Here is a 12,782-nt window from a genome sequence, read left to right as displayed (position 1 = left end):
TTGGAAATTTCAATTGGGAAAAGGTAAAGCACAATATGGCGCGAAAACAGCACTCTTCTAATATGGTCGTCGGACTGGATATTGGAACTTCAAAAATTGCGGCTATTATCGGTAAGATCAAAGCGGATGGCAGCATTGAGGTAGTAGGGATGGGAACTCATCCTTCAAGAGGCTTAAAGAAAGGGGTGGTTGTTAATATCGACTCTACCGTTGAATCTATTCAGCGCGCCATAGACGAAGCCGAGCGTATGGCCGGTTTCGAAGCCCAGTCAGTTTATGTCGGTATTGCCGGCAGTCATATCAAAAGTTTCAATTCGATGGGAATGGTGGCTATCCGTAACCAGGACGTTCAGCATGAAGATATCGAACGCGTTATGGATGCGGCGCAAACCATCGCCATTCCCGGCGATCAGCGTGTCTTGCATATCCTGTCTCAGGAATACATTATCGACAATCAAGGCGGTATTCGTGAGCCGATCGGTATGTCCGGTGTGCGTCTAGAAGCCAAAGTGCATATGGTCACCGGTTCGGTGAGTGCGGCGCAAAACATTACTAAATGTGTCGAGCGTTGCGGTTTAGGTGTTGCCGATATTATTCTTGAGCAGTTGGCATCGAGCGAATCGGTATTGTCCGAAGATGAAAAAGAGCTTGGTGTCTGTCTTGTCGATATCGGGGGCGGTACTACCGATATCGCGGTTTTCCATAACGGTGCGATTCGCCATACTGCGGTGATTTCGGTGGCTGGAGATCAAGTCACTAATGATATCGCCGTGGCTTTGCGTACACCAACACAGGCCGCCGAAGCGATTAAGCGTAATCACGCCTGTGCTTTGCCGCAGTTGATTGACAAAGATGAAGAAATTGAAGTGCCGAGTGTCGGTGATCGCCCGGCGCGTTGTCTGTCTCGCCGTACTCTGGTTGAAGTGATTGAGCCGCGTTATGAAGAGCTGTTCCAGTTGATCCAAGCCGAGCTGCGTAGTGCCGGTTTTGAAGAGTCATTGGCGGCCGGTATTGTCTTGACCGGTGGCAGTTCTTTGGTCGAAGGTGCGGTGGAATTAGCCGAAGAAGTCTTCCATATGCCGGTACGTTTAGGTTACCCGCAAGGAGTTGAAGGGCTTAAGGATGAGGTTAACAGCCCATCTTATGCGACAACGGTCGGCTTGTTGATGCATGCTCGTGAACACTTGGGTGATGCGATTAGCGAACTTTCTCAACCACAAGGTCCCGGTGTCAGCGCTGGTAGCTTGCTAGGACGAATGAAAACCTGGTTTAATAAAAGCTTTTAATCGTTGTTTTTAGTTGATTTTGTCAGTCACATAGACTGGCAAAAAAGTGTTAAAATATCGGCAATAAAATTTTAACGCTCATTTGTTGGCCAGCCTCCCTGTAGATTTCGCCTCAGAGCTCAGTAGAAAAGAGTTTTCCCTTGAACCAAAGAACCTTATCCAACCCAATCAAAGCCAAAGGTATCGGGCTGCATACCGGCCATGAATCTGTTATGACTTTGCGTCCGGCTCCTGAGAATACCGGCATTGTTTTCCGTCGCGTTGATTGCGATCCGCAGATCGAATTCAAGGTGTCTCCAGAGATCGTCGGTGAAACTACCCTATGTACCACGATTGTGCAGAAATTGGCGGATAAGCCGGTGAAAATCGCGACCATTGAGCATTTGATGTCGGCTTTGGCTGGAATCGGTATCGATAATGTCTTTATCGATATTTCTTCTGATGAGGTGCCGATTATGGATGGCAGCTCGTCACACTTTATCTTTTTATTGCAGTCTGCCGGAGTCAAGATTCAAGGCGCGCCTAAGAAGTTTGTGCGCATTCTGCATAAGGTGCGTGTTGAAAACGATAAGGGCGGTTGGGCTGAGTTCGCGCCGCATGAAGGTTACCGTCTGAACTTCTCGATCGATTTCGAGCATCCTGCATTCCAGCAGACCGCTGAGAAAATGACCTTGGATTTTTCCGCAACCTCCTATTTCAAAGAGGTTAGCCGTGCCCGTACTTTCGGTTTTATGAAGGATATGGAAACCCTAAGAGCGCGTAACCTAGGTTTGGGTGCGAGCTTGAAAAACGCTATCGGTCTGGATGACGAAGGCGTGATGAACGATGAAGGTTTGCGTAATAAAGACGAGTTTGTGCGTCACAAGATTCTGGATGCGGTTGGTGATCTGTATATGCTGGGCCATCCGATTATCGGTGAGTTTACCGCGCATAAATCTGGTCATGCCCTAAACAACCAGTTACTGCGTGCCTTGATGTCACAACCGGATGCCTACGAGGTGGTCACTTACGGTGAAACACGTCCGCCTGTTCAATATGGCAGCAGTAAGGTATTGTTGTAAATCTTTGTAACCAGTTGATAAAAAACGCCTCTTTTGAGGCGTTTTTTTTGCCCAAACCTTTGTGCGGTTTTAATTGCCGGAACTGTCTTTCGCACGTTGACTCAAACGTTGCAAGGCATTTCTCAAACCTTCGGATTCGACCGCTTCACTTAATTCCTGCATGGATTTGGCATCTTCCTTGGTCGGCGGCACCATGATTTTCGGTTTACGTTTCGGTGCTGGCGGTTGCGGCAGAACCTTAACCTTGACTCTATTCAACATCAGGTGGGGAAAATGCTGTTGGTAAATGCCCAGTAGGTCTGGCTCGTGAAAACGCAACTGAGTCGCCCAGACCGCTTCATCGATTTGAACCAATAAATTTTGTTCTTCAAAGCTGATACCCAACACATGCGGTTGCAGCTTGCGTGGCAAAACATCACGACCCACTTCAAGTAGCGCTTGATAAAGTTGGGCGTCTTCCAATAAATGTTTGAGAGCGCCTTGTGCCTGATTTAAAAAGGGTTTCATCTTCAGCTTTGTTCCGCTAATTGGTAGGCTTTTGTGCTAAAATGCTTGGATATTTTACCTTAATCGATAGGTCGATTGACACGTTGATTTAAGAGACTTGCACTGGGTGAAAAAATCGTCAGTTTGACGAATGTCTTCAGGCCTAGAAAAAATCTGAAATTAACCCTGAAAATCGACCTTTTTTAGTGTATAAAAGAGCACTGTTTACAGACAAAATTCGAAATTGGAATCATACTTGATGGCCTTTAATATCTTCAAAAAAATCTTTGGTAGCCGCAATGAACGCATGCTTAAGCAGTATCGCAAAGTGGTTGACGTCATTAACGCTTTAGAGCCTGAATTCGAGGCTTTAACAGATGAACAAATTCAGCAGAAAACAGCCGAGCTAAAACAGCAGTTAGCTGAAGGCAAAACGCTGGACGATATTTTGCCTCAGGCATTCGCAACAGTTCGTGAAGCCGGTAAGCGCGTATTTGGGATGCGCCATTATGATGTTCAGTTAATCGGTGGTATGGCATTGAATGACGGCCGTATTTCCGAGATGCGTACCGGTGAAGGTAAAACTCTGGTAGCCACCCTGGCAACCTATTTGAATGCGTTGCAAGGTCAGGGGGTGCACGTTATTACCGTTAACGACTATCTGGCTAAGCGTGATGCGGAATGGATGGGACAGCTGTATGGTTTCCTTGGTTTGACAACCGGCGTTATTTTAAGTGGACAGTCGCAAACCGAGAAGCAGCAAGCCTATGCGTGCGATATTACCTACGGCACCAACAATGAATTCGGTTTTGATTATCTGCGCGACAATATGGCGATTTTCGCTGAAGAGAAAGTGATGCGTGGTCAGCACTTTGCGGTAATCGATGAGGTCGATTCGATTTTAATCGATGAAGCGCGTACGCCGTTAATCATTTCCGGTCCGGCGGAAGATAAAGCCGAGCTGTATAAAAAGATCAACCCGATGGTGGCGCATTTAGAGCGCGGTGAAGAAGACCCTGAAACCAAAGAGCAATCCGGTGATTTCATTATTGATGAAAAAGCACGTCAGATCTATCTGACCGATGACGGTCATGCCAAGGTTGAAGAGTTGATGACCGAAGCCGGTTTGTTGGAAGAAGGCGATAGTCTTTACGATGCTGCGCATATCGGTTTGATGATTCATGTCAATGCGGCGTTACGTGCCAACCTTTTGTTTGAAAAAGACAAAGACTACATTGTCGAAGATGGTGAAGTTGTCATTATCGATGAGTTCACCGGTCGCAAAATGGCAGGACGTCGCTGGAGTGAAGGGCTTCACCAGGCGGTGGAAGCAAAAGAGAATGTCAAAATTCAGATGGAAAGCCAGACTTTCGCATCGATTACATTCCAGAACTATTTCCGTCAGTATGAAAAGTTGTCCGGTATGACCGGTACTGCGGACACCGAAGCGGGTGAGTTCTTGTCGACCTATAGCTTGGAAGTCGTGGTCATTCCGCCGAATAAAGAACCGCAACGTATCGATTTACCGGATTTGGTTTATCTGGATATGCAGGGCAAATTCAAGGCGATCGTTAAAGATATCGCTGAGACTTACAAGACAGGTCAACCGGTTTTGGTGGGGACTGCTTCGATTGAAATGTCGGAAACGCTGGCACACTTCTTAAAGCAGGCGAAAATTCCACACAATGTCTTGAATGCCAAGCAGCATGAAAAAGAAGCACAAATTATCGCCAATGCCGGTATACCTGGTGCGGTGACTATCGCCACCAATATGGCAGGTCGTGGTACCGATATCGTTTTGGGTGGTAACCTAGAAATGGAAATCGAAGGGTTGAAAAATCCGACGCCGGAAAAAATTGAAAAACTTAAGCATGAATGGAGTGAGCGCCATCGCGAAGTACTGGCTTTAGGTGGTTTAAAAGTGATCGGTTCCGAACGTCATGAATCTCGACGTATCGATAACCAGTTACGTGGTCGTTCCGGCCGTCAGGGTGATGTCGGGACAACCCGTTTCTATTTATCATTGGATGACGATCTGATGCGCCGATTTGCTTCGGAAAAGGTCAAGTCGATGATGAAGCGTTTAGGTATGACATCTGATGAAGCGATCGAACATGGTATGGTCACCAAATCAATTGAGCGCGCGCAGAAACAGGTTGAGCGTATGCATCAGGACGAACGTGCCAACCTATTGAAATTTGATGATATCTCCAATGAACAGCGCAAGGTGGTCTATCAGCAACGTAATGAGTTGATGGAAGCCGACGATGTTACCGATGTGGTTGATGGGCTGCGCGAGCAGGTGGTTGAGCAGCTTGTTGCGACCTATATTCCGCCAGGCTCTTTGGATGAGCAGTGGGATGTGCAGGGCGCCGAAAAAGCGATTCAGGAAGAGTTGGGAGCGGATTTCCCGCTACAGACTTGGTTGGCCGAAGATAAGTCTTTATATGAAGAGAAGCTGATTGAAAAAATCGTTGCTGAACTGAAAGCCTTGTATGACGAAAAACTATCGGTGGTTGATCCAAAAACCAAACACCATTTTGAAAAAGAAGTGTTGTTGCGTACTATCGACCGTCAATGGCGTGAACATCTTTCTGAAATGGATTATCTACGCCGTGGTATCCATTTACGTGGTTATGCACAGAAGGATCCGTTCCAGGAGTATCGTCGTGAATCGGCCGAGATGTTCAAAAGCTTCTTGAATGAAGTCATGTTTGAAACCGTTAAGGTATTGTCTTTGGTTCAGATTGAAGGCGCCAAGGATGTTTCTGAATTCGAGCAGCAAGCTCAGCAAGAACGTGAACAACAGCATCTGGATGCCGAGCACCCAAGTGCACAAGGCATTCACAATGAGTCTGCCGATGACGAAGAGCAGGAAAGCACTTTCGTTCGTTCACGGCCAAAGGTGGGGCGTAATGATCCTTGCCCTTGCGGTTCAGGTAAAAAATACAAACAATGTTGTGGAAAATTAACGTAATCCGCAGTATTCTTAAAACATAATAATTTGAAAGCCCGCCCTAGTATGACTAGGGTGGGTTTTTTGTCTATGAGGATTAAATATGAGTCAGCAAACTGCCGAACTGCATCCTGTGGCAGGCGTTTATTTAGGTGGTTGCCATGCAGGAATCAAAGCAACCAGCAAGGCGGATAAAATTGATTTAGTGGTTATCAAGTTCTGCGAGCAGGCTTTGACCGCGGCAACGTTTACCCAGAATGCGTTTTGCGCCGCGCCGGTTACCTTAGCACGTAAAAACCTGCAAGCGACTCCGGCCAGAGCGTTATTGATCAATAGTGGTAATGCCAATGCCGGTACCGGTGAGCAAGGAATGGCTGATGCTGTACAGAGTTGTGCATGGGTCGCTCAGGAGTTGGGTTGTGAAGCGCATCAAGTGCTGCCGTTTTCGACCGGTGTGATCGGTCAAAACCTGCCGATGGAAAAAATCCATAACGGTATTCCGCAAGCGCTGTCCGATTTGACGGTAACCGGTTGGGAAAAGGCGAGTCGCGGCATTATGACCACTGATTTGGTACCGAAAACGGTCAGTCGTATCATCAATATTGCAGGTACGGATATTACCATCACCGGTATGGCGAAAGGCTCGGGGATGATTCATCCGAATATGGCGACTATGCTAGGTTTTGTGGCGACCGATGCGAAAATTTCGCAGCCGTGTCTGGATAAGGCTCTATTGGATGCGGTGAATAAATCGTTCAATAGAATTACCGTAGATGGCGATACCTCAACCAACGATGCTTGTACCCTAACGGCAACCCAGCAAGCCGATATGGCGACTATTGATGATATTAACTCTACTGCTTACCAGCAATTCGCCGCAGAAATTGAAATGGTGATGGTTGAGCTGGCGCAGATGATTATTCGTGACGGTGAAGGTGCCACCAAATTCGTTGCCATCAAGGTTGAAGGCGGTAAGGATGCTCAAGAGTGTTTGCAGGTTGCCAATACTGTGGCCTTATCTCCATTGGTTAAAACCGCGCTGTTCGCTTCCGATGCCAACTGGGGTCGTATTTTGGCGGCGGTGGGGCGTGCCGGAGTCGATAGTCTCGATATTGATGCCTTGAAAATCTATTTAGGTGATGTGTGTATTGTCGAAAACGGCGGGCGTGCGGCAAGCTATACCGAAGAAGCCGGAAGTGCGGTTATGCAGAAATCGGATATCGATATTACCATTCAGCTGAATCGTGGTGATGCCGAAGAGACTGTCTGGACAACGGATTTCTCTTATGACTATGTTAAGATCAATGCCGAATACCGTACCTGATTTAACGGTTATCCGATTGATATAAAAAAGCCCGCTATTGCGGGCTTTTTTGATTGCAGGGCTCACTGAAATATGTATTTTTTATGACGTGATAATTTCAGAAAGCGCCGTGCATAAGGCTGCATTTTCGTCGTTGTTACCAATGGTGATACGCAGAAACTCGTTAATACGTGGTTTATTGAAATAACGTACAATAATCGCCTTCTCACGAAGTTTTTGTGCAATTTGTTCGGCGCTAAAATCAGGGTGACTGGCAAAAACAAAGTTGGCCGTAGAAGGAATCACCTTGAAGCCAAGAGATTGCAGCTTATCGGTTAAGGTTTCACGGGTATTGATGATCGCCCGACAAGATTGCTGGAAGGCTTCTTCATTATCAAAAGAAGCGACGGCACCATAGATCGCCAAACGGTCCATAGGATAGGAGTTAAAGCTGTTCTTAACGCGCTCAAGGCCATCAATCAAATCGGCATGACCAATCGCATAACCCACTCTTAACCCGGCCAGAGAGCGAGATTTAGACAAGGTTTGAATGACCAGTAGGTTATGATATTGATTGACCAGGCTGATCGCGCTCTGACCACCAAAATCGATATAGGCTTCATCCACCACAACCACCTTGTCTTGGTTGTTGATTAACAACTTTTCAATTTCTTTCAAGGTCAACAATCGGCCGGTTGGCGCATTAGGATTCGGAAAAATAATCGCTCCACCCTGATCGCCATAGTCATTGACATTGATAGCAAAATCTTCATCCAGTGGGATGGTTTGAAAGTCGATACCGTAAAGACCGCAATAAACCGGATAAAAACTGTAGGTGATATCCGGAAAAAGTAGCGGCTTATCCTTTTTCAGCAACGCTTGAAACGCATGGGCGAGCACTTCATCCGAACCATTGCCAACAAATACCTGATTACGCTGAACCGAAAAATAATCGGCAATACGCTGTTTTAACAGGTCGGCATTCGGATCAGGATAAAGTTTCAATTTATCATCTGTCGCATTGCGGATTGCCTCTAACACCGAATCAGCAGGTGGATAGGGGTTTTCATTCGTGTTAAGTTTAATTAAGTTATTAACTTTAGGCTGTTCACCCGGTACATAAGGATCCAAATTGTGAACTAGCTCACTCCAAAACTGACTCATAGAAAAACTCTTTTGCTAAAACGTGCAAGGCACCATAAAAAAATATATGCTGTATTTTACCTTAAATCCACATCACAGTTATCAGATGACAGTGATGGATCGCTAAAAATTACGAAATTAACTTTGGGTTTTGCATGACAGACAATCAAACAAAGAACGAATTTATCCATATTGCCGTTGGTGTATTAAAACAAGCTAATCAAGTCTGTTTAAGTTTACGACAAAAACATCAGAGTCACGCCGATTGCTGGGAGTTTCCCGGAGGCAAAATCGAAGCCGGTGAAACCGTACAACAGGCCTTGCAAAGAGAGTTTAGCGAAGAGTTGGCAATCGTAACGCATAATTGGCAACCCTTGATCGAGATACCTTGGCATTATCAAAAGGTTTCGGTTTATCTGCATGTGTACCAAAGTGACGAGTTTAGCGGAGAGCCGGTCGGCAATGAAGGTCAGCAGGTCAAATGGGTCGATATGGAGCGCTTGGTTGATTACCAATTTCCCGCAGCGAATCAAAAAATCTTAACGGCATTAGGGCTTTAGTTAAGCTCTTATTAACAGTATTCCGCCAATAAAGTAATCAATTGCTGTTTAAGCAGTGCCGGGTCGGCAGAGTTATCTAGCACCTGATCGGCAAAAGCGATACGGTGCTGACGGTCTACTTGTTGATCAAGAATTTTTTTGATTTCCGCTTTGCTGTATTGGTCACGCTGACTGGCGCGTTCCAGTTGCAATGATTCGGGACAGTCAACTACCCAAATTTCATCAATAAAATCAGGCTTGCTGCCCGTTTTATCAATGCCTTCGATCAGTAATGGGATGGCAACAAAAATACAGTGACATTGTTGCTTGCGAAAATGACCAATCTGTTCCAGTGTCAGTTCGCGGATAATCGGGTGGAGTAATTCTTCCAGCCAGTTTTTGGCTTGCGGATTATTGAATATTTGTTGACGCAGCTTGGCACGATCCAGTTCGCCATTGCTAAGCCTTAACTCTTCACCGAAATGCTCGATAATCTGTAAAAGCCCCGTCGAATTGGGGGCAACGGCCTGGCGAGCCAATTGGTCACTGTCGATGACTGGATAACCGAGCTGTTCGCAGAAATCGGTCAGGGTGCTTTTGCCTGAACCAATGCCGCCGGTAATCGCAATAACCTTAGCCATTTATTACTGCTCTCTCGCTACTGAGCGCTTTATCGAAACTGATTTGGGGCGGTATCGCCGCCGGACGTCCTAGTAGATAACCCTGAACGTGGGTGGCGCCGAGCTGTTTAACCACATCAAGCATATGCGCGTCTTCAATTCCTTCAAAGACCAGATCGTAGCCAGTATGTAACACCATCTCTGCTGTGGTTCGGATAATCTGCTGGGTTTTGCTGTCCTTGCTCAATAGAGCCTGTGTCATGGTCATATCGAATTTGATAATATCAACCGGCATGTGCGCCAAGTAGCGAATTGATGAGTAACCGCTGCCAAAGTCATCCAGTGCAATCAAAAAACCGTCATTACGCATAATATTGAGCACCTTATTGGCGTAATAGATATGGTCAATCAAGCTGGTTTCCGTGATTTCGATAACGATTTTATAGTCGGTTAAAAACGGCTTGATATCCTTGAACAGTTCGGTGAAACCGCTATCAAGTAAAGTTTTTGCCGAGATATTGATGGATACACCGCTACCGCGCGGAATGGTTTTATCGGCGAGCTTTTTTCTAACTTGTTGAACAATCTGATAATCCAGTTCCATTTCCAGACGCCTGCGTTCCACCACATGAAAGATATCGTTCGGGTAAATCAGTCCATCTTCGCCTTGGATACGCACCAGTGATTCGTAATAGACCGAGTCATTTTTCAATGAGACAATCGGCTGAAAGTGGAGTTCCATATTGTCGCCGCTATCGATGGCATTGACGATGGTGTTGGCAATATTGCTCGATACCAAGGAACGCGACTCTTTTTCCATGGTCTGATGATAAACCTGAATTTTATCCTTAAGTGACTGCTTGGCTTTATACATGGCAATGTCGGCTTGTTTAGGCAGGTGTTGAATATCGATTTCCAAGCCGTCATCGGTATGGCTCATGCCGACACTGAATGCCATTTTCTCACGAATGCCAAGCTCACTGAATTCGAGGTTGAGTAGTTCATGCAGGCATTTTTGCGCAATCTCTTTTGCCTGTTGTAAGGAGCGGTTTTGTAAAATCACGGCAAATTCATCGCCACCGATTCGATAGGGAGGGCAATCGATTGGCAGGTGTTTCTGCAGGCCGCTTGCGGTCAGTTTAATGACTTCATCTCCACTTTCATGACCGTAGGTATCGTTGAGGGCTTTGAAAAAATCACAGTCGATCAGCATAAAACAGACGGTATGAGGGTTCTGCTGGAAGCTTTTCACCGTTTCCGTCCAAGCTTCATCAAAGGCGCGGCGATTATAAATGTTGGTTAATACATCACGACGCGCCTGTTCCCAAACGGTTTGGTTTTGCAGGTCGAGCTCATTTTGAGCTTGCTGCAAATTACTGTGGTAATCATGAATGGAGTGCTTGAGTTGTTCAAACTCTTGCAAAAAGAACTTCTCATTTGGCAGTGGCTGCACTTTATTTGGGCTGGCTTGCAGGGTCTCGAGAAACTGTGAAATCACATTCAAGGGGCGATAGATGGTCCAGTTGAAAATAAGGAACACCAGCAGGCCTACCGCAAGCATGAGAATAATCAGTTCAATAATGAATTCTTGAATCAGTTGCCAGAGGTAATCGTTAACCGGATTTCTGGCTATCTGATATTGAATGTGTTCACTCAATTTAGTATAGGGAATGCTGAGGTTATTGGTGTTGTCAAGGCGTAGGCTGGTCGGGTTAATGGTATAAAAATTAACGGTTTTTAGTAGGTAAGGCAAAAAATCGATGGTGATGCCGATATAACCGACAATCTCTTTGCTGTTGCGTTTTTGAACCGGATAAAAGTAGTTCAAATGTGTTTCCGTGTTTTTGGTAAAGATTACCTGCGCTTCCGTCTTATCGATCTGTTCAGGCAAGTAGAAGTGGTTGGGTTGATTGACATAGGCATTCTGCAACAGTTTCTTATCGGCGCCATAAAGTTCGACGCCATCATAGTGGGACTGATAGTAATCGGTCTCTTTCAAACGCTCATCACGCCAGAAAAAATAGTAGGTCGGGTCGCTGAACTGTTGATGAACCTCATCCCATAAGGCGAAATTCTGCGCTTCTATCTGCAAAAGACGAATCGCTTTATCGAGCGCAAAAGCAAGCTCTTTTTGAGCTTCCAACTGGGTTTGTTCGGCAACGGTTTTTTGAATGTCCTGGCCACGTGAGTAGAGCGTGTAGTCAACAAACAGCAGAATAAACAAGCCAATCAGGGAGAAAGCCAGATAATAAAAGCGAATCGAGCGGATCAGGAATTTAGGTGTTTGCATAAGAATTCCGTTTAATGCTGACTGACCTGGTTGAGAATTTTGATCATCTCATCTTGCAGGTCAAACTCATACTCACTTGAAAAGAAGTGGTTGGCGCCATCTATTACCACAAGCTTTGTTTCACTGTCATTCAGTTGTTGGTACCAATCACCGCCGACTTGCATATGGCGTTTATCGGCACCACCCATAACAGTGTAGTGCGGGATATTGAGTTGTGCCAATAGGTCAAATACATATTTACGGGTTAGCTTCATATAGGATAAAAAGCTTTCTGGGGTGGCAAAATAATTATTGCGACAAAACAAGAAACTGTATTTGTGGGGTTTATTGCTATTTGCAGCGAGCTGCTGTTGCGCATGTTCAATTTCGGTTTCTATGCTGCCTAACTCTTTGGCATTCAAAAAGAACAGACTGGTGAAAATGGCGGCTTTGATATTCGCCTGACTGTTCCGGGTCAGGTATTCCAGCAATAGAGGGCTGCCGCTGGAATGCCCTACCACCACTACTTCTTCATGTCCTTGGTCTTTCAACCATTGACGCCAGTCGGCAATCTCGGCGACATCATTTTCTAAGGTATGTGAATGAATCGAGTTGCATTTCAGTGGACTCTGCCGACTGGCGATGCCTAGAGTCAGCGTCGGGGCCAGTACCGTATAACCTTCATCGCTTAAAGCTTTGCTGATGGAGGTGATGGTGTGAAATTTATTGGTGGTGAGAAAGCCGTGGACAATCATCACCGCAGGCTTGTCTGTGTTGCCTTTAATGTATTCGGCATCGGCAGGAACACCAAGTACTTCTATAGGCTGAGTGACGGTCTTGCACCATGCCGAATTCATGCCTATGGACAGCAATGCAAAAGCAAATAATATATTGCGGGCTCTAGAAATGCTCATAGGTTTTATAAACTCTTCTCATCGGTGATTTATAGCTCAATCCCTGTCGGTAGGGAGCAAGCAATTATGAGTTAATAGCTCAAGGGTAGCAAAGATTACCAGAAGGGTAAATTAAAAAACATATATATAAGTAATTGTTGATGTGTGTATCGTGGCGTTGTACTTGCCTGTTGTTGGCTTTTATTGGACACAGTATTTGCCGATA

10 protein-coding genes are annotated in these 12,782 nt (G+C 45.7%); 5 read left to right on the top strand and 5 right to left on the bottom strand.

The genetic code is table 11. From position 1 onward, the window contains the following. Positions 1–35: 35 nt before the first annotated feature. A complete protein-coding gene (ftsA, locus tag FE785_RS08230; protein ID WP_138565297.1) occupies positions 36–1,286 on the top strand; it encodes a cell division protein FtsA in 1,251 nt (416 codons plus the stop codon). A gap of 140 nt (positions 1,287–1,426) precedes the next feature. Continuing rightward, entirely contained in the window at positions 1,427–2,347 is a 921-nt protein-coding gene (lpxC, locus tag FE785_RS08225) for a UDP-3-O-acyl-N-acetylglucosamine deacetylase (RefSeq protein ID WP_138565296.1), read from the top strand. A gap of 69 nt (positions 2,348–2,416) precedes the next feature. On the opposite strand, the gene FE785_RS08220 is transcribed toward lpxC, so the two are convergent. After that, positions 2,417–2,854, bottom strand: a complete 438-nt coding sequence (locus FE785_RS08220; protein WP_138565295.1) for a DciA family protein — start codon at positions 2,852–2,854, stop codon at positions 2,417–2,419. A 238-nt stretch (positions 2,855–3,092) separates the two neighbouring features. On the opposite strand from FE785_RS08220, the gene secA reads away from it, so the two are divergent. Further along, a complete protein-coding gene (secA, locus tag FE785_RS08215; RefSeq protein ID WP_138565294.1) occupies positions 3,093–5,810 on the top strand; it encodes a preprotein translocase subunit SecA in 2,718 nt (905 codons plus the stop codon). A gap of 82 nt (positions 5,811–5,892) precedes the next feature. Then, a complete protein-coding gene (gene argJ / locus FE785_RS08210; protein ID WP_138565293.1) occupies positions 5,893–7,113 on the top strand; it encodes a bifunctional glutamate N-acetyltransferase/amino-acid acetyltransferase ArgJ in 1,221 nt (406 codons plus the stop codon). Between the two features lie 81 nt (positions 7,114–7,194). On the opposite strand, the gene hisC is transcribed toward argJ, so the two are convergent. Then, positions 7,195–8,256: a histidinol-phosphate transaminase gene (hisC, locus tag FE785_RS08205; RefSeq protein WP_138565292.1), complete on the bottom strand. Its 1,062-nt coding sequence runs from the start codon at positions 8,254–8,256 to the stop codon at positions 7,195–7,197. 134 nt (positions 8,257–8,390) lie between these two features. Between hisC and mutT the strand changes: the two genes are divergently transcribed. Continuing rightward, a complete protein-coding gene (mutT, locus tag FE785_RS08200; RefSeq protein WP_138565291.1) occupies positions 8,391–8,795 on the top strand; it encodes an 8-oxo-dGTP diphosphatase MutT in 405 nt (134 codons plus the stop codon). Between the two features lie 11 nt (positions 8,796–8,806). Here the strand turns inward: mutT and coaE are convergent, their stop codons facing one another. The 3 genes from coaE to FE785_RS08185 are packed head-to-tail and all read right to left on the bottom strand — an operon-like array spanning position 8,807 to position 12,577. Next, complete coding sequence (coaE, locus tag FE785_RS08195; RefSeq protein WP_138565290.1) at positions 8,807–9,415, bottom strand: dephospho-CoA kinase; 609 nt, start codon at positions 9,413–9,415, stop codon at positions 8,807–8,809. Beyond that, complete coding sequence (locus tag FE785_RS08190; RefSeq protein WP_138565289.1) at positions 9,408–11,684, bottom strand: bifunctional diguanylate cyclase/phosphodiesterase; 2,277 nt, start codon at positions 11,682–11,684, stop codon at positions 9,408–9,410. The genes coaE and FE785_RS08190 overlap by 8 nt, the downstream gene beginning before the upstream one ends. A gap of 11 nt (positions 11,685–11,695) precedes the next feature. Next, entirely contained in the window at positions 11,696–12,577 is an 882-nt protein-coding gene (locus FE785_RS08185; RefSeq protein ID WP_138565288.1) for an alpha/beta hydrolase, read from the bottom strand. Positions 12,578–12,782: the final 205 nt, after the last annotated feature.

The organism is Thiomicrorhabdus sediminis (assembly GCF_005885815.1).
Lineage (GTDB): Bacteria > Pseudomonadota > Gammaproteobacteria > Thiomicrospirales > Thiomicrospiraceae > Thiomicrorhabdus > Thiomicrorhabdus sediminis.
Note: the sequence above shows the minus strand (reverse complement) of the source record. Positions and strands in the feature narration are given on the sequence as shown.